Annotated in this window: 15 protein-coding genes and 1 riboswitch; of the genes, 10 read left to right on the forward strand and 5 right to left on the reverse strand. The window is 44.9% G+C overall.

The window, feature by feature from the left end; genetic code table 11:
• The first annotated feature begins 300 nt into the window (after positions 1 to 300).
• Positions 301 to 1,104 (forward strand): metallophosphoesterase, encoded by an 804-nt coding sequence (locus EIZ58_RS04485; RefSeq protein WP_134699295.1) that lies wholly within the window; start codon positions 301 to 303, stop codon positions 1,102 to 1,104.
• A 241-nt stretch (positions 1,105 to 1,345) separates the two neighbouring features.
• Positions 1,346 to 1,459: riboswitch (SAM riboswitch) on the forward strand.
• Positions 1,460 to 1,614: 155 nt separating this feature from the next.
• Positions 1,615 to 2,472, forward strand: coding sequence for a MetQ/NlpA family ABC transporter substrate-binding protein (locus EIZ58_RS04490; RefSeq protein WP_134699296.1), 858 nt, complete (start codon positions 1,615 to 1,617; stop codon positions 2,470 to 2,472).
• A 440-nt stretch (positions 2,473 to 2,912) separates the two neighbouring features.
• Here EIZ58_RS04490 and EIZ58_RS04495 read toward each other — a convergent pair whose 3' ends face one another.
• From EIZ58_RS04495 to EIZ58_RS04505, 3 genes are read right to left on the reverse strand one after another with little or no spacing between them, the layout of a single operon-like run.
• Positions 2,913 to 4,208, reverse strand: coding sequence for an ABC transporter substrate-binding protein (locus EIZ58_RS04495; protein ID WP_370297604.1), 1,296 nt, complete (start codon positions 4,206 to 4,208; stop codon positions 2,913 to 2,915).
• Positions 4,209 to 4,239: 31 nt separating this feature from the next.
• Positions 4,240 to 5,067, reverse strand: a complete 828-nt coding sequence (locus EIZ58_RS04500; protein WP_134699297.1) for a carbohydrate ABC transporter permease — start codon at positions 5,065 to 5,067, stop codon at positions 4,240 to 4,242.
• Positions 5,067 to 6,017, reverse strand: coding sequence for a carbohydrate ABC transporter permease (locus EIZ58_RS04505; RefSeq protein WP_134699298.1), 951 nt, complete (start codon positions 6,015 to 6,017; stop codon positions 5,067 to 5,069). The genes EIZ58_RS04500 and EIZ58_RS04505 overlap by 1 nt, the downstream gene beginning before the upstream one ends.
• 121 nt (positions 6,018 to 6,138) lie before the next feature.
• Between EIZ58_RS04505 and EIZ58_RS04510 the strand changes: the two genes are divergently transcribed.
• From EIZ58_RS04510 to aspA, 8 genes are all read left to right on the forward strand, one after another.
• Positions 6,139 to 7,944 carry a sensor histidine kinase gene (locus tag EIZ58_RS04510; protein ID WP_134699299.1) on the forward strand — a complete coding sequence of 602 codons (1,806 nt, stop codon included), beginning with the start codon at positions 6,139 to 6,141 and terminating at the stop codon, positions 7,942 to 7,944.
• The gene (locus EIZ58_RS04515; protein ID WP_134699300.1) at positions 7,941 to 9,497 is read left to right on the forward strand and encodes a response regulator transcription factor; all 1,557 of its coding nucleotides are present in this window, start codon (positions 7,941 to 7,943) and stop codon (positions 9,495 to 9,497) included. Before EIZ58_RS04510 ends, EIZ58_RS04515 begins: the two co-directional genes overlap by 4 nt.
• 133 nt (positions 9,498 to 9,630) lie before the next feature.
• Entirely contained in the window at positions 9,631 to 10,362 is a 732-nt protein-coding gene (locus tag EIZ58_RS04520; protein ID WP_134699301.1) for a ThuA domain-containing protein, read from the forward strand.
• Positions 10,362 to 11,396: a Gfo/Idh/MocA family protein gene (locus tag EIZ58_RS04525; protein WP_134699302.1), complete on the forward strand. Its 1,035-nt coding sequence runs from the start codon at positions 10,362 to 10,364 to the stop codon at positions 11,394 to 11,396. The genes EIZ58_RS04520 and EIZ58_RS04525 overlap by 1 nt, the downstream gene beginning before the upstream one ends.
• 2 nt (positions 11,397 to 11,398) lie before the next feature.
• Entirely contained in the window at positions 11,399 to 12,439 is a 1,041-nt protein-coding gene (locus tag EIZ58_RS04530; RefSeq protein ID WP_134699303.1) for a Gfo/Idh/MocA family protein, read from the forward strand.
• Positions 12,436 to 13,404, forward strand: coding sequence for a sugar phosphate isomerase/epimerase family protein (locus EIZ58_RS04535; RefSeq protein ID WP_134699304.1), 969 nt, complete (start codon positions 12,436 to 12,438; stop codon positions 13,402 to 13,404). The genes EIZ58_RS04530 and EIZ58_RS04535 overlap by 4 nt, the downstream gene beginning before the upstream one ends.
• A gap of 15 nt (positions 13,405 to 13,419) precedes the next feature.
• Positions 13,420 to 15,090 (forward strand): glycoside hydrolase family 13 protein, encoded by a 1,671-nt coding sequence (locus EIZ58_RS04540; protein WP_134699305.1) that lies wholly within the window; start codon positions 13,420 to 13,422, stop codon positions 15,088 to 15,090.
• A gap of 138 nt (positions 15,091 to 15,228) precedes the next feature.
• Positions 15,229 to 16,647: an aspartate ammonia-lyase gene (gene aspA, locus EIZ58_RS04545; RefSeq protein ID WP_134699306.1), complete on the forward strand. Its 1,419-nt coding sequence runs from the start codon at positions 15,229 to 15,231 to the stop codon at positions 16,645 to 16,647.
• A 26-nt stretch (positions 16,648 to 16,673) separates the two neighbouring features.
• On the opposite strand, the gene EIZ58_RS04550 is transcribed toward aspA, so the two are convergent.
• Together EIZ58_RS04550 and EIZ58_RS04555 are read right to left on the reverse strand one after the other, a co-directional pair.
• Positions 16,674 to 17,591, reverse strand: coding sequence for a response regulator (locus tag EIZ58_RS04550; RefSeq protein WP_134699307.1), 918 nt, complete (start codon positions 17,589 to 17,591; stop codon positions 16,674 to 16,676).
• Positions 17,569 to 18,864 carry a sensor histidine kinase gene (locus EIZ58_RS04555; RefSeq protein ID WP_134699308.1) on the reverse strand — a complete coding sequence of 432 codons (1,296 nt, stop codon included), beginning with the start codon at positions 18,862 to 18,864 and terminating at the stop codon, positions 17,569 to 17,571. Before EIZ58_RS04555 ends, EIZ58_RS04550 begins: the two co-directional genes overlap by 23 nt.
• Positions 18,865 to 18,891 lie beyond the last annotated feature (27 nt).

Genomic DNA, 18,891 nt, shown 5'->3' on the forward strand with positions numbered 1-18,891 from the left:
TGGTTGTTCAGCGGGGATCGATAGCAGGGGAAGGGATATCCCTCCCCTGCTTTTGGTTGCACTATCATCTGTTATACTCAAACTAAAGGAACATTTTGGGAGGGGGAAATAGTAACAAGGGGAGATGGGTTGCGATTTAGTCGGCATAGTGGTTTTGGGATTTGGGATTATCCCCAAATAAGAAGTAATTCGGAAATTTCGAGGGATTACGTCGAAGGTTAGTAGATGTTGAGAAGCACGATTTAGAATGGGTAGTGAAGAAAGAAGGATTAACGAGAGGGATGAATAGGAGAGATCGGGATGAGAATAGCTGTATTGTCTGATATCCATGAAGGAATTAATCGTAAAAATACCCAAACTAACCTGATGGAACTGTTACATAAATGGATGGCGGCCCATATGCCCGATGTGTTTATTATAGGGGGCGATATGACGGCTGGGCCAGAAAAAAGCCTTGCTTTGTTAAATCAGCTTCAGCAATATTTTCCGGATACTAAGTTTTTGTTCGTCCTTGGGAATCATGATATCTATCATGAAGATTCAAAGGCTGCTCATGAAATTCTTCTTCAATTTCCGGGAAACCTCGGCAATGGTCCCGTTACATTAAATGATGATTGGGTCGTTATCGGCGAAGGGGGCTGGTACGATTATAGCTTTGGAATCCCCGGATTTACGGAAGAACAATTTTCTAACGGTATCTACCATGATTTCACTTGGCCGGATAAAATTCATGCCCACTGGCCAGCGTCAGATCGTGAAGAGACGGACCAGTATATTTCTAAACTTGAAAACTGGTTAAGCGAGTATCGTGGAAAAAATATCATTTTGGTCACGCATTTCGTTCCTTTTTCGCAGTTTGTTTTATACAAGGACGACCCTAAATGGGACTTTTTCAATGCGATGCAAGGAAGCGTTAGATTCGGGGAATTGGCTTTAAAATATGGGGTGAAGAAATATATTTTCGGTCATATCCACACCCGTTACCATGAGCAAATAGAGGGAATGGAGATGATCTGTAATCCGCTGGGCTATTATCCTCACGAATGGAGCCATCAAACGGCGGAAGAAGAGATCTTTTCCACGATTAAAATCATTGAAATTTAATAAAGACAGGGTTCGGGTAATTTATATCGTCATCGTGCTACCAAGAAAATAGCCTTCTATAAAGTCCGAAAAAAGACAAAACCAAAACAGGGAGCGGCCCAATTCCGTTCTCAAGCGAGGCCATTTCTGGCCAAAAACCCAAAGTAGCTCGTCCCATCGTCCATAGATATAAAAAAGATTGACAATAAGATTCAACTCGATTAAGATAAACTTTGTCAAACAAACAACAACTAAATTATATCTCTTATCGAGAGAGGCGGAGGGACTGGCCCTATGAAGCCCGGCAACCGTTACATCCTCAGGGATGAACAGGTGCTAATTCCAGCAGAATCACGCTGATTCTGCAAGATAAGAAGGAAGTCTTCTTTTGAATTCAACTTCTTCTTATCGAAGGAGTTTTTTGTTTGTACCGAGAAGCAAAAAACTACTTTAGTAATAAAGCAGTAGAGGGGTACTGTAATCAAAACCAACTAAACATATCGGGAAAATAAAGAAAAAGGAGAAAAAAACATGAAAAAGTTTGCTAGTTTGATATCCACATCCATCTTAGCCCTAGCATTGTTAGCCGGATGCGGCGGACAACCTAATCAAGGGGACACTTCCGCAGGAGCAGAACAAGACAGTAAGAAAGAAGCCGTTGTGTTAAAAGTAGGAGCAACCGCGGTTCCACACGCAGAAATATTAGAACAAGTAAAACCTCTCCTTTTAGAAAAGGGAGTTCAACTGGAAGTTCAGGAGTTTAACGATTATATCCTTCCTAACAAGGCGTTAGAAGACAAGCAATTGGACGCTAACTTTTTCCAGCACGTGCCTTACTTAGAGTCTTTTAATCAAGATCATAAGACACACCTTGTTGCTAAAACACCAGTACATTTTGAGCCACTTGGGTTATATGCCGGTAAGTCCAATTCCCTGGATTCAATTCAGGAAGGAGCCCTTATCGCAGTTCCCAATGATCCAACGAATGAAGCTCGCGCTCTGCACCTTCTACAAGATCAGGGACTGATTAAACTTCCGGAAAATGCTGACCTAAAGATTACTCCAAATGATATTGTAGAGAACCCTCATAATCTGGTATTTAAGGAACTAGAGGCCGGATTTATCGCACGGTCTCTGGGTGATGTGGATTTTGCAGTGATTAACGGGAACTATGCCATTGAAGCAGGATTAAAAACAGCTGATGCATTGGCTCTCGAAGATCAGGAGTCCCTTGCTGCAAAAACCTTCGCTAACGTGGTCGTCGTGCGTGAAGGCGACGAGAATCGTGATGTAATCTTGTTATTGGAGGAAGCCATTACTTCTCCGCAAATTAAAGAATTCATTGAATCCAAATACAGTGGTGCTGTTGTTCCAATGTTTGGAAAATAAAACAAAATGAAAGAAGGACTTCTTCATCAACGTAATCGTTGAGAGAAGTCCTTTTTTTGTGTTTTTGGCTCTCAATTTTCCTTGATCTTCACCTGGACTTCTATAAGGGGATTCCGGTTACGGTGATGCCTTACGGACAATTTATGGCGATTCTTTCCTTAGTAGAGTATTTGTATATTAAGATTTAATAGAATGGAGCGGACAAAGGGTTCGCTATTTGTTGGAAAATGCTATCCTTGAGCTTATATCGGACATGGAGTGCGTTATTTGCTCAAAAAGTAGGAAAGATAGCTCGAATTTAACAAAATAACGGAACGTATGTCCGATGGCCTCTCGAAAACAGTGTTTTTCATAACGATAGCGGATCCTATGTCCGCCTACCAAAACAAAAGAGGGTAGAGCCTAAGTGTGAAATACTTTTGGGTTCTACCCTTTATCTATTACCTCTTTAGCTTCGCCCAGCTTGCCTCAAGGGCTTTCATCGTGTCTTCCTTGGAAGCTTTTCCTGCCACATAGGCTTGAAGGGATGCACCGAATTCTTGGCCGACTCCATCCGGGTATTTCATGAACTGCCATGGGTAGGCTTTTCCTTCCGCGGAATACTTCAGAAGGTCAGCGCCTAGCGGTCCAATGTCTTCTGCTTTGGCTTCAATAGTTTTAAAGGCAGGGATATACTTGAATTCTTTGGTGATGGCGGTTTTGCCTTCTTCAGAAGTGACCATCCAGTTTAAGAAATCCTTCGCTGCTTGTTTGTCCGCTTCGGGAGCTCCATTATGGATCACCCAGTTACTCGGAACATCAATCATCAGCTTGTCTGCCTTTACAGGGTCGTCGCTGAGAGCGAGAGGAATAAAGCCGACTTCCATGTTCGGAGAGATCTTGTCGAGCATCGGCTGAATCCAGTTTCCTTGCTGGATCATCGCGGCTTCACCTGTTGCAAACAAGGTCACTTGCGTATTGTAATCGGTGGTTATCGGGTTCTTATTCCCATATTTAATAGTAAGATCAATCAGCTTAAAGTAGTTGTCAAAATGCTCATTTCCGGCAATCTTTCCGGTTCCATCGTTTAATCCTTGGATAAATTGGTCCGGATTTTCCTGATAGGAGAATGGTACGCTCAATCCGTGGTTCGCCAGAACCCACCACTCCCCATACCCGACAGAGAAGGGGGTAATTCCAGCCGCTTGAAGTTTTTCGGCGGTAACCTCTAGTTCTGAGAAAGTTTTAGGCAATTCTTGAATGCCGGCTTTCTCAAATAGCTTCTTGTTGTAGGCGAAACCATAGCCTTCGATGTTGAAGGGCATGCCATAAAGCTTCCCATCGATGGTCATGCCGTCTAATGTGCCTTCAAAGGCATCTTGAACCCATGGCTGATCGGATAAATCCTCGAATTTTGCTTTCCACACTTGTGCCGCTTGGTAGCCTTCGTTCGTGAAGATATCGGGGGCCTTATTTGAAGCAAATTTGGCCTTTAATGCTGCCGCACCGTCCGCACCGCCACCCACGGTTTCAATATTGAATACAACATGTGGATGTTGTTTCGTATATTCATCCGTTAACGCTTTCAGTTGATCAACAATTTCTACTTTCCCTTGGAAAATATCAACGATAACCTTATCGTTCTTCTCGGCTGAACCCGCTTTTTCTCCTGAGGTGCTCTCGTTGCTGGAACATGCTGCCGTCAATACAAGGGATGCGGATAAGATACCTGCTGCTAATGTGCGTTTTTTCATCATAATTCTCCTCCTAATGTAGAATGAAATGGTGTTACTTAATCGACCCGCTGGTAATGCCTTTAATGATGTGCTTTTGCATAGAGAAGAAGAAGATCAGTAACGGGATGATACTAAGAACCAATCCCGCTAAGGCCAGATCCCATTGCTTTGTATACTGGCCAAAGAAGAAAAAGGTAGCTAATGGAATGGTTCGCAGGTCTGGATCCTGAAGTACGAGGGAAGGAAGAAGAAAATCATTCCATATCCAAAGGCTGTTCAGAATCATGACGGTGACCGTGATCGGCTTTAACAAGGGGAAGACGATTCGCCAAAAAACGCCTAAGGCGGAACAGCCGTCAATAATGGCCGCTTCTTCCAGCTCCACTGGGATTCCTTTGATAAATCCGTGATACAAGAAGATGGTTATCCCGGCACCAAAGCCGAGGTACATCATCACAAGCCCCCACAGGCTATTGAGGAGTCCAAGGCTGCTCGCCGTCTTAATCAGCGGGATCATAATCGATTGAAACGGAATAACCATGGTCGCGATAAAAATCATGAAGATGATGTTGCTTAGTTTATTTTTAGTCCTGACAAGCATGTAGGCTGCCATCGAACCAAAAACAACAAGAACTACATTGCTTGCTACCGTAATCAAAAGCGAGTTAGTAAATGCTTGTAAATAATGGAGCTGCTTAAATGCATTCACGTAGTTTTGAAACTCGAAAACAGAAGGCAGGGCAGAGGTATTAGTTAAGATTTCCGCAAACGATTTAAAGGAGTTGGATATGACGTAATAAAAGGGAATGAGGAACAGAAGTCCAATCGTAATGGCCACCATTTCGAGTATAAAGGTTTTTCCCGTATACTTATTTTCCATTAGGCTTCTACCTCCCTTTTCTTGGTAATCATGACTTGAATGACGGTGATGGCTGCTACGACTAGGAAGAAAATAAGCGCTTTTGCTTCCCCGAGCCCGTACCTGTTATTCACAAAAGCTTCCGTATAGATGTTTAGGGCTAGCATTTCGGTTGACTTGAAGGGTCCGCCATTCGTAAGTGATAGGTTGACATCAAATATTTTAAAAGAGGACGAGATCGTCAGGAATAAGCTTATAGTGAAGGCCGGAGCCACCATCGGCAACGTAATGTGCCGGAGCACTTCCCATCTGTTGGCACCATCAATTTTGGCGGCTTCGATAATATCCAGGGGCACATTTTGCAAAGCGGCCAAGTAGATGAGCATGATATAACCTGCACCTTGCCACACGCTAACAATCACGATGCCCCAAAAAGCCGTTTGTTCATCGCCCAGCCATGGGAGTTCGAAAAAAGCGAAGCCGGTTAGTCTTCCTATTGAATCAAACCCTTTGATAAAAATAAACTGCCAGATAAACCCAAGCAAAAGGCCGCCAATTAAGTTAGGCAAGAAGAACATGGTGCGCAGGATATTTCTTGTTTTTAGCATCTGCGAGACGAGCAGGGCCAGTCCAAAGCCTACCAGATTGGTGAGGATAATCGCCACGAACGTATATTTGATCGTAAGCAGGAAGGACTGCTGGAATTGTTTATCCTCGGTCAAGAGATATTTAAAGTTATCCAGCCCGACCCATGTGACATTCCCATTTACCCCGTTCCAATCCGTAAAGGCATAATAGATGCCGGTGATAAAGGGAACCAGGACAATCAGAGAAAAAACTAAAAAAGTCGGTCCTACAAAGAGGGTAAACAACCCCACTTTCTTCCATTTCCTGTTTAGCGACAACCAATCAGGTGAGACCGTCGTGCCCCGTACTACAGGTGAATTTGCATTTTCCAGTTTACTATTCATTTTCGCACCTCCGATATCTTTATTTTAATCGGCAGCAAAAATCATGAAACGGCTTACATTGACCAAAAGGGTGTAAAATATTAAACTATGAAAACATTAAGATTTTTAAAGGGAGGTTAAAATGTGGTGGAGCATTCGTAAAAAACTGATCTTTTTCCTCATTGCTGCGACCGTTATTCCTTTTGGCTTAGCCAATGCCTTAACGTATTATCATACGACGGAGGCACTTACCCGTAAATTTGTGGCTACCGGTCATGTTGTCATCGAAAATGGGAAAGCGGATATTGCCAGCTATTTAGCGGATTTTTCCTATATCCCAACATCCCTTTATTTTTATACGCCGCTGATGAATGTTTTTCGGGATGGGGTGTCTAGCAATATGACGAATAACCAAAAAGAAATTAACCGGATTCTAGGTTACTTATACAATTCTCGTCCGGAAATTGAGCAGATGCATTTATATATCCATAATGGCAAGGACTCCTACACGAATTACCATTCTACCTTAAGCGCCCGGGGCTATTATGAAAACGTAATGGAACATCCGTATTACCGCGAGTTAAGCGAAAGGTTAGATTTTACAATCATTGAGCCGCCCCATGAAATTTACAGCTATAATAATTTATCGATTATCCCAAATTCACAAAAAAAGCCAGTTCTCAGCTTTCACAACGTGATCCGAGATATTCCTGCAGACCGGGCTCTAGCCTTTTTGTCAGTGGATATCGAGTTGTCTAGGGTGAAGTCGATTCTTGAGCGCTTATATGATCCGACTACGGAAGACTTTTACCTCATGAATGAGAAAGGGGTTGTGGTCTATTCTTCCGACGAAACCCTAATCGGGACGACCAATCATCAAGATTGGTTTACGGCGCTGAAAAAAGGGCCTGAGGCAAGTCAAAGCCTGGAGTGGAAGGATCGGGATTTTTCCGGTGTCATCGTATTTGATCAGTTCTCCGAACCCCATAAAGACTGGTACATTGTAAAAAGGATTCCCTACCATGTTCTTTATCAAAGCGCAAGAGAAACAACACTTATGAATATTCTGATTGGACTGTTCTCGTTGGTTTTTGTTGTACTTGCAACCATGTGGGTTTCCTACAAGTTCACTGCTCCGATTAACGTTTTAATCGCTAATATGAAGAATGTGGAGAAGGGTCAATTCAGTGCGGATTTTGATTCCTTGGGTAATGATGAGTTTGGATTGCTTGGAAGGCATTTTAAGATGATGATTGCAAAAATTAATCATTTGATTGAGCGAGAGTACAAGCTCGAAATTGAAAAAAAGTCTACGCAGCTCAGTGTCCTGCAGTCTCAGATCAACCCGCATTTTCTCTATAATGCACTACAGTCCATTGGGACATTGGCCCTCAAGCATCAGGCGGCACACGTATATTCTCTTCTCACATCCTTAGCCAAAATGATGAGGTACAGCATCAATATGCAGGAGGATTTTGTAACCCTATCAAGTGAAGTACAGCATGCAAAAGCCTACCTATCCCTGCAAAAGCAAAGATTCGACGACAGGTTTGACTATGGTCTCAAAATCGAGCCTGAAGCAGAGGCCATTCAGGTGCCTAAAATGATTTTGCAGCCGATTGTGGAAAATTGTTTCAAGCACGGTTTTGACCAATGGGAAGGCAAGGCTTTTATAGGGGTAGAAGCTTGCAAGCGAAAGGATAGACTGTGCATAACCATAAGGGACAACGGTATCGGTATGGCCCAAGAAGAGGCAGCTAAAATCCAAGATGGCTTGTTCAATAATATAGCACCAAAAGAAGGTTCGGTTGGATTGAAGAATATCTATGATCGCTTACAGATCTATTATCCACATGAAGCGGGGATGCTGATCCGAACTACGGAAGGTAAAGGATTTGAAGTTTCGATGGAAATTCCACTCATTCCGCCAAGGAGGTTAGAAACATGAAAGTATTAGTCGTGGACGATGAGCAGCATGTCCGGGAAGCTATACGGCTTCTTGGAAACTGGGACAAGTATGGCATAGAAGTTATTTTGGAAGCGAGTCATGGCGAAGAGGCCATAAGCTTAATTCTGGAGCATAGGCCAGAAATTGTTTTCTCCGATGTGAAGATGCCCAAGATGGATGGCCTACAGCTTTTGGAATGGATGAAGGAAAAACACCCCACCGGAAAAACCATCATCGTTACAGGGTATGACGATTACCAGTATATGAGGAAGGCAATTCATTGCGGAAGTGCCGATTATCTATTAAAACCAGTCGATCCTGAAGTCTTGAATCAAACACTGGATGAAGCCGTGCAAGCATGGGAAAGGGAAGAAGCGGAACGGAAAGAAAAGAAAAGCAGCTCCCAATTTATCAATGAGATGAAACCCATTTACCGGGACAGAATTCTTACGAAAATTTTAGATCAAGTTCATTCCGAAGACTTAGACTATCAAGCACTAAATCTACCCCCATCCGCCGCGTATCAAACCGCACTGGTAAAGATCAATGGGGATCATGAACTTGATTATTTTTCGGCCCTGAATGTGATGAATGAGATGGCAGGTAGCAAGAATTGCGGCATGGGTTTTCGTTACTTATCGGCTAAAGGGGAAATTGTCGTCGTTCTTTGGGACAGGCTAGACGATACCAAGCAGCTACTAATTCACATGTACCATTCCTTAAAGAAAGTTCTGGGCGTTTCTTGTCCGATGGCTCTCGGCAAGCCGGTTGACGGATTAATGAGCTTAACGAAGTCCTATCAAAAAGCTAAAGAGGTGCTTCTGAGCCAAAATATTCTAAAAAAAGAGAGCGTGAGGGTCTATAGTCAAGAAGAAGGAACGAAGGAACCGTTAATCAACCTCCTTTCCTATTCGACTTCTATTGAGCTTGCGATCCAGGCAGGCGAAATCGAGGCTTTTAAAGAATTAATGAAGAGAATCACGAAAGAATTCCAAGACCGATCTTTTTTATCCTTAAACCAATTGCACCATCTGGAGAAAGAATATGCCATCATTGGCAATCGATTTTTCAAAACGTATCATATTCCCTACTCCATGTCTGATGAGCTAGAAAAAAGAATCGACTGCTTTTTTGATCAGAATGGTACCTTCCAATTAGAGAAATACATGGAAAGAAAGAAAAGGGAGATCTCACTATTGCTTAGAATGGTCAAAAGATATTCGCCATCTAAAAAGGCGAACGTCATCTATGAAATTGAACAGTACTTGCAAGCCAATTTTAATAGAGATGTAAAGCTGCAGGAAATCTCCGACCATTTTTATTTAAGCAGGGAATATATTTCTAGAAAATTCAAGCAGGAGTTTAATGAAAATATCTCGGATTATATCATAAAAATTAGGATGGCCAAGGCCAAATCCTTATTAAAAAACAGTGAGTTAAAAATCTACGATATCGCCAATATGATTGGCTACCAGGACGACAAATATTTTCGCAAGGTATTCAAAAAAGTAGAAGGGATCACTCCTAATGAATACCGATCCTCCCACACTTAATACCACAGGGGCCAAACATCATGTTTGGCCCCTGTTCAATATCTTCCACCCTATGTGTCAATGTAAGCCGTTTCATTCATTCCCGTACGCTTTAAAATGATAGATAACGAAAGCGAAAAAAGGAGTGGGTGTCATGTTGAAAGTTACCGTGTGGAATGAAAACCGCCATGAACAGAAAAATCCGGCTGTAAGGGAGATTTATCCTCAAGGAATTCATGGTGCGATCGCTCAGTTTTTACAAGCAGAAGGGTTTGAAACAAGGACGGCGACACTTGATGAGGAAGCACATGGATTGACAGACGAAGTGCTGGAGGGAACCGATGTCTTGGTTTGGTGGGGGCATCTGGCACACGACGAAGTACAGGATGGGGTCGTTCAAAAGATCCATCAGCGGGTTCTTGATGGGATGGGGTTGATTGTCCTGCATTCCGGCCATTTTTCAAAGATCTTTAAACGGCTCATGGGGACCAGCTGCGATTTAAAGTGGCGGGAAGCGGATGAAAAAGAACGCCTATGGGTGGTCAGCCCAAGCCATCCGATTGTCGAAGGGATATCGGAATCTATCGAACTGGAAAAAGAAGAAATGTATGGCGAGCACTTTGATATTCCGCAGCCTGATGAACTGATTTTTGTCAGTTGGTTTGAAGGCGGAGAAGTGTTTCGCAGTGGCTGCACGTACCATCGCGGAAATGGGAAGATCTTTTATTTCCGGCCTGGGCACGAAACCTATCCGACCTACCATAACCTGCAAATTCAACGTGTGATTGCAAATGGAGTCAAATGGGCACAGCCAATCAATAGGCAGCGTCCGGTTTATGGAAATGCAAAGCCATTGGAAACCATCAAAGCCATGGAGGTACTGTAATGAACAAGCTAAGAGTAGGGGTTATCGGATGTGGAAGTATTGCGCAGCACCGCCATTTACCGGAATACCATGCAAACCCTCATGTGGAGATCGTTGCGGTTTGTGATGTCCATGCCGAGCGAGCTCATGAAGTAGCCGAGAAATTCGGCGCCACTGCGTATACAAGCTTTGAAGAGCTCTTGAATTGCGGGAATGTCGATGCGGTCAGCGTTTGTACCCCTAATTATCTACATGCACCGATCACGATTGCCGCACTGGAAGCGGGCCTTCATGTTCTTTGCGAAAAACCGATGGCTACATCCGAGGTAGAAGCCAAGTCGATGATAACAGCTGCTAAACAAAGCGGCAAAAAACTAATGATTGCCCATAACCAACGGTTTGTACCATCGCACCAAAAGGCTAGGGAGCTCATTGCGAGCGGGGAAGCAGGCAGGATCTTCAGCTTCCGCACGGCTTTTGGCCATGGAGGGCCGGAAGGCTGGAGTGTAGAGGGCAAGGAAGGTTGGTTTTTCCAAAAAGAAAAAGCTTTTGTGGGGGCCATGGGGGATCTAGGTGTTCATAAGACGGACCTGCTCCGCTATGTCCTGGGTGAGGAAATGACCGAAGTCGCTTCCTTTGTCCAAACAAATGCCAAGGATTTTGCCGATGTGGATGACAACGCGGTATGCGTCTTAAAAACGGAAAGCGGTATTATCGGTACCTTAGCCGCAAGTTGGGCTTATGTTAGCAAGGAAGACAATTCCACAGTGATTTATGGGGAAAAGGCGATCCTCCGCTTAGAGGATGACCCCGATCATTCCCTTATAGTCCAGTATGGGAACGGGGATATCGTCAAGTATCAGCTCGGCAAAATTCAGTCCAATGAAACTGGCGGACAAAATAACTCCTATGTGGTTGAAAAGTTTGTTGACGCGATCATGGAAGATAAAGAGCCGCCCATCCCTGGAGAAGAAGGAATGAAGTCCTTGCAAGTGATTTTGGCCGCGCTCGAATCCAATGAGACCAAACGAACGGTCAGCGTAAAGGGGGTGTAGCGGTGAACAAGCTTCGGATCGGGATCATCGGAGTGGGAGGCATTGCTCAGGACCGCCATATTCCGTCATTTCTTGAATTAAAGGATTGGTGTCAAATTACCGCGGTTACCGATGTCCATGTAGAACGTGCAAGAAAAGTACAGGCCACTTACAGCATTCCGCATGTGTTTGAAGATTACCATGATTTATTTGCAGAAGTGGATGCGGTTTGCATTTGTACGCCTAATAAGTTTCATGCAGAAATTTCCATTGCAGCATTGGAAGCCGGTGTTCACGTCCTGTGCGAAAAGCCGATGGCACTGAACGCTAAAGAGTGTGAGGCGATGCTGGCCGCCTCAAGGAGGTATGGCAAGGTATTGGCGATTGCCTATCACTACCGCTTTATGAAGGAAGCCCAAGCAGCAAAGACAGTCATGCAAGAAGAAGTGGGCAAGCCACTGGTGGCCCGGATCCAGGGCTTACGAAGAAGAAAGGTTCCCGGCTGGGGCGTGTTTACGAATAAAGAGCTGCAGGGAGGAGGCAGTTTGATCGATTATGGCTGCCATCTGCTTGATCTGGCGATCTGGCTCATGGGTAACCCCAATCCTATCGTCGTTCATGGAAACACATACAACACGTTAAGCAAAACCCCCAATCAAGTGAATCTGTGGGGATCCTTCGATCATGAAGGCTTTGATGTCGATGATCATGTAACAGCTTATATCACCTTTGAAAATGGCGCTTCCATGCTGTTTGAAACCTCATGGTCAGCTAACATCAAAGACGATAAGGAGCATATCAGCATTTCAGGTGATCTTGGCGGGATCAGCGTCTTTCCCTTTGAGATTTATTCAACTAAGAATGGTTTATTGTTAGACAGCGTGCCTGCTTGGCTTCCGGGGGAAGAGAACCCAGGCCTGCCGCAGGCGAAGAATTTTATTCGGGCTTGTCTTGGCATGGAGGAACTGGTGGTTAAGCCAGAAGAAGCACTTCAGGTTTCGCAGATTATGGATGCCATTTATAAGAGCAGCTACGCTTTGCAAAAGGAGGATGTAACACAATGAAATTAGGTGTGTTTACCGTATTATTTGCTGATCAATCCTTTGAAGATATGCTGGATCGGGTGCAGGCGGCGGGGCTGCAGGCAGTGGAAATTGGGACAGGCTGTTATCCGGGCAACAGCCATTGCGATTTGGACCGTCTATTGGATAGTGAAGAAGCACGCCAGGAGTATAGGCAAAAGGTGGAGGAACGGGGGCTGTTCATCAGTGCCTTCAGCTGCCACGGCAACCCGATTTCTCCTGATCCGAGCTTTGCCCGCGAGTCGCATGAAACGCTCCTTAAAACCATCAAACTAGCCTCTCTTTTAGGTGTCCCCGTTGTCAACTGCTTCTCAGGGGTCAGCGGAGACCATGAAGGAGCCAAGTCTCCCAACTGGCCGGTTACGCCATGGCCGAACGAGTATGGGGACGTTCTAAAGTGGCAGTGGGAAGAAAAGCTGATTCCTTACTGGAAAGAGGTGGGGCAATACGCCAAGGAACATCACGTCAAGATTGGGCTTGAATTACATGGGGGATTCCTGGTTCATACCCCTTATTCGTTATTGAAGCTGCGGGAAGCGACTTGTGACGCCATCGGGGCCAATCTAGATCCCAGCCATTTGTGGTGGCAGGGCATAGAGCCAGTGGCAGCGATTAAGATCTTGGCAAGGGAAAATGCCATTCATCATTTCCATGCCAAAGACACGTATATTGACCAGGATAATGTCAACATGTATGGGCTGACCGATATGCAGCCATACGGTGAAGTACAGACAAGAGCCTGGACCTTCCGCTCGGTAGGCTGCGGCCATGGCTTGAAGGAGTGGTCTAACATGATGAGCGCGCTTCGGACCTATGGTTATGATTATGTAGTCAGTATTGAACATGAAGATCCGATCATGTCGATTCAAGAAGGATTTACCCGGGCGGTCGCCAATCTGAAATCCGTCCTGATTGAAGAATCCCCTTCCCAGATGTGGTGGGTATAAAAGAGGTGGAACAGCATGAGTAAAACGTGGTGGAAAGAAAGCGTAGCCTATCAGGTGTATCCCCGCAGCTTCATGGATAGCAATGGAGACGGAATAGGCGATCTTAAGGGATTGACATCCCAGCTGGATTATTTGAAGGATTTAGGTATCGATGTGATTTGGTTGTCCCCGATGTATCAATCGCCGAATGATGATAATGGGTATGATATTTCCGATTATCATGCCATTATGGAAGAATTCGGGACGATGGATGACTTTGATGAGCTGCTGGAAGCGGTTCATCAACGCGGGATGAAGCTCATCCTTGATTTGGTAATTAATCATACCTCGGATGAGCATCCCTGGTTTATCGAATCGCGTTCATCGAAGGATAACCCGAAGCGGGACTGGTATATTTGGAGAGACGGCAAAGACGGCGCAGGACCAAATAACTGGGAATCCATTTTCAGCGGTTCCGCTTGGAAATATGACCGGGAAACAGATCAATATTTCATGCACATTTTTTCTTCCCGCCAGCCGGACTTGAATTGGGAAAACCCCGAGGTTAGGGAAGCCTTGGCTGATATGGTGAATTGGTGGTTGGATAAAGGGATCGATGGATTTCGCGTAGATGCCATTTCCCATATCAAGAAGCAGCCTGGCTTGCCTGATATGCCCAACTTAAAGCAGCTGGATTATGTTCCATGCTTTGACTATATGATGAATGTAGATGGCATTGACGCGTTTCTTTCCGAGTTTACCCAGAAAACGATTAAAAATTACGATGTCATGACCGTTGGAGAGGCCAATGGCGTGGGCCTTGAGGACGCAGACAAATGGGTTGGTGAAGAAAACGGCTATTTCAACATGATTTTCCAGTTTGAATTCTTGGATCTTTGGAATAAAAAAGAAAAGGACCAAGTGGATGTCGTTGCCTTGAAAAACGTGCTGACCAAATGGCAAACCGGGTTAGAGGGCAGGGGATGGAATGCCCTCTTCATCGAAAACCATGACCAGCCCCGTCGGGTCTCTAGTTGGGGAGACGACCAAAATTACTGGAAAGAAAGCGCCAAAATGCTGGCCGCTATGTATTTTCTCATGAAGGGCACTCCTTTCATCTATCAGGGACAAGAAATTGGGATGACCAATGTTAAATTCCCTTCTATTCAAGACTACAACGATGTTGGCATGATTAATTATTATAAGATTGAAAGAGAAAGGGGACGCCCGCATGAAGAAATCATGGAGGTCGTCTGGTCTCGCGGACGCGATAATGCCCGTACGCCCATGCAATGGAACGCATCCCATCAGGGTGGATTTACCTCGGCGGATCATACCTGGATAGGAGTAAACCCGAATTTCCGAGAGATTAATGTAGAAAGCCAATGGAGTGATGAAGGCTCCATCCTGAACTTCTATAAGAAGCTGATCAAATTGAGAAAAGAACATCCGTTATTTGTATATGGCACCTATCAGCTCCTTTTGCCGAATCATCCCAAACTCTTCGTTTATACCCGCAGCCTTGGCAACAGGAAGGCTATCGTGATATGCAACTTCTATGGGGCAGCTACCCGATTTAAACTCCCTTCCGAGGTGAAGTTCCGTTCTTCAGAGCTTGTTCTTGCCAACTATGAGCGGACGGACGGGAAGCTGGAGAAGAATTTCACGCTGAAGCCCTATGAAGCAAGAGTTTATTTATTAAGATAACCCTAACCCACATCCCTTTCTCGTAAGAAGGGGATGTTTTTATTGTCTTAGAATCTAGTTTTTTGTCTCTTTTAGTAGATCATCAGTAAGATATTCTCAAGAGAAAGCGCTTAAGAGATAACAAAGGGGATAGAAAACATGATAAAGGATATCGTTCGTGTCGAGAAAGATTTTTTGGGAGAAAAGGAGGTCCCAGCAGAAGCCTATTTCGGCATACAAACGCTGCGCGCGGTAGAGAATTTTCCTATAACCGGCTATCGGATCCATGGGGAGCTAATCAAAGCCTTAGCGATGGTGAAGAAGTCAGCGGCCATTGCCAATAGGGAAGTTTCGCGGTTGAATCCTCGGTTGGCTGAAAAAATCGTAGAAGCTGCCGATGAGATTATAGGCGGCAGGTGGCATGATCAGTTTATCGTAGACCCGATCCAAGGAGGAGCAGGGACATCGATCAATATGAACGCGAATGAAGTGATTGCGAATCGAGCATTAGAGTTGCTGGGAGAATCGAAAGGCGATTATTTCAATCTTAGTCCGAATACGCATGTGAATATGTCCCAATCCACGAATGATGCGTTTCCTACAGCGGTTCGGATTGCCCTGCTGTCCTTGCTCGAGAAGTTGCTAGCGACAATGGGGGATCTTCATCAAGCCTTCGTTCAGAAAGCAAAGGAATTTGATTCGGTAATCAAGATGGGCCGGACGCATTTGCAGGATGCGGTTCCCATCCGCCTGGGGCAGGAGTTCGAAGCATACAGTAAAGCACTGGGACGAGATCTTAAAAGGATAAAGCGAACCTGCGAATCCTTGTATGAAGTGAATATGGGCGCGACGGCGGTGGGTACCGGACTGAATGCCGATACACGCTATATCAAACGAGTCGTTGAACTGCTTAGGGAGACCAGTGGCTTTCCGTTGACCAATGCCGATCATTTGGTGGATGCCACGCAAAATACGGATGTTTATGCCGAAGTGTCAGCAGCGCTGAAAGTATGCATGATCAATATGTCAAAGATTGCGAATGACTTGCGTTTAATGGCTTCGGGTCCTCGTACGGGTTTAGGGGAAATCTCCCTTCCTGCTAGACAGCCGGGATCGTCCATTATGCCGGGAAAAGTCAACCCAGTGATGTGCGAGGTCCTCAACCAAGTGGCATTCCAAGTGATGGGCAACGATCATACGATTTGCTTGGCTGCCGAAGCTGGACAGCTTGAGCTCAATGTGATGGAGCCTGTGTTATTCTTTAATCTCATTCAATCCTTAAGCATCATGAACCAGGGCTTCCAGGCGTTCCGAACGTATTGCTTGGAAGGGATTGAAGCCAACGTGGAACGGTGCCGCGAATACGTAGAAAAAAGCGTGGGGATTATTACGGCCCTCAATCCCCATCTAGGGTATGAAACGGCAGCGCGAATCGCTAGGGAAGCAATCGAGACAGGCCAGTCCGTGCGGGCGCTGTGCCTATTGCACCAGGTGTTGACGGAGGAAGAGCTCAATTTGATACTCGATCCTTATGAAATGACGTATCCGGGAATCGCAGGCTCAAGCTTATTAGAATAAAGTAGAATGGGGTAGGTCCTTTTGACCTACCCCATTAGCTGTTTTGCCTCCAGATATAGGACTTGAATGAACTTTTTGGTGTGGATTCGCGAAGGATTAGGAGAAGTCTCTTCACTTTCCAATTCCATCATTTTCTTGCGGACCTCAGTAAAATCAAAAAACCTGGAAGCGTAGGTTTCAAATTTCGGATTCGAATAATCGGTAAGCCCAAGCGAGGCCAGATGGTTTAAGGCCTGTAAGATGGCCCTGCGAATTCTCTGCTCGGAAGCCTTCACCTCTTTTTGAAGATCACCAGCAGTTGCCTCAGGCCCCAGCCTTCTCCTTGCGATGTGCAGGAAAATGTCCTTCAGGGGAGGAAAGGGATATTCGAAGGATCCACCTTTTTCCTGTTCATCCAAAAATTCCAGGATTTCAAGCAAATCCTTGCTACCCACTTCCCCTACCATCCCCAAATCCGACAAGAGAATCTGACCAGTTGTCCCAATGCTTTTTTCTTTGTAGAACGGTTCGCGTTTAATGCCTGTATTGCCTGCGAGCACATTCAGCGATTTCTGGATATCCTCGATGGATTGCTGAAGCATGATGCGCTCTTTCACCTTTTGAATAATGTTGATGACTTCGAGTCGGTTAATCGGTTTCAAAATGAAATATTCAATGCCAAGGGAATAAGCCTCGCCAATGAGCCCTTTGGATTCCACCTGGGAAATCATTATGACTTTACCGTTAAAGTCAGGGCTGATGAGGCGCATCGTTTCAATTCCGTCTCGAATCGGCATCAGCAGATCAATCATGAGAATATCCACTTTTTTCAGGTTTAGCGTGTCTGCGTCAAGTAGCGCTCCGTCGTTTGCCTCTCCCACGACTTCTCCTAAATCCTCATCCTCAATTAGTTCAGCCAGCATCGCCCGAATCGCTGGATCATCATCTGTTATGAAATAGCGCATGTTCTTCTTTTCCTTTCGTAATGCTGATTATGGGCAAGCGAACCAGGAAGGTGGTGAACTTCCCTTCGGGATCCACCCGCAGTTGAACGCTGCCGCCCCATTTTTCCACCACTTCTTTTACATAAGACAACCCTATACCTGTCGAGGGATTACCAGAGGTATCAAATTTAGTGGTAAAGCCGGGCTGGAAAATATGCTGTTGCTTTCTCTTGGAAATTCCCGGTCCGTTGTCTGCTACTTGAAATTCAGCGACATCTTCCTTTACGTCGGCAGATAGGGTAATCTGGCCTGATTTTTCGATGGCTTCGATGGAATTGGCCACCAAGTTATTGATGATAGACAAAATTGCGTAAATGAAGTAAGGGGGATGTTCTCCTTGGATCTTTAGCTCAAATTGGATGTCTTTCCCTAACATCAAGGCGTATTTCTGATTGGTGTTGAGAATCACCTCTGCCAATTCTTCCATCTTCATATAATCAGCCAAGTTCTCATTGGAAATCAGCTTGGAGAGTCCAGCGTACACCCGCTGATTATCTTTTTTTATTTCATGAATCTGGCCGGCCAATTTCAATAGTTCCCCAGCTAACTCCGGACAGCCTGCATGATTTAGAGAACGGTATAACTCATAAGAGTCCTTCGTAATTTCCTCAGCATGATGCATCGTTTTTTTTAGGTGAAGGGATTCAACATACAGATTGGAGACGAGCGTTAACATATGCTCGTTGCGTTTCCGATGTTCTTCTTCCGCCAGTTTAGCCTGACGAAGGATAAGGATATTAAAAAATCCAAGGACAAAAAAGCTGCGGATGACGGCAATGATCACAATCTGATAGATGGCTGAGAAGGATATGGCTGTATCCGAGAGAGGATAGCGAACAGAAAGTTCAGCCAAGCTAGCGATGATCTCAACCCCTACCCCTAACCCTCCAATCAGGAGGGGGCGATGGTGATACCGGTTAATTTTGACTAAGTGAAAGAACAGGCCGTACGTGGAATAGTAGACAAAAGCGGGGAAGTGCTGGCCAAGTGCTTCTTGAAATGGAAAAGCAGGAATAAAAAACCACTCAAGGGAAATCCGCAAGAGGGTAACAGCAATCCCGACCAAAATTCCCGAGATGACGGGAGAGATCGTTCGAATCCACAATAAAAAGAAGAAAAAAGCTGGGGTTCCGAAACTGACCCGAAAGTCGTTCTGAAACGGATGAAATTTAAGCTCTCCGGCTAAGGGAACAGCAATCAGCATTAATCCAAGAATGAATAGATTATCCCGCAAGGTCTACACTTCCTCTAGCACATTATA

Source organism: Ammoniphilus sp. YIM 78166 (assembly GCF_004522215.1).
Lineage (GTDB): Bacteria > Bacillota > Bacilli > Aneurinibacillales > RAOX-1 > YIM-78166.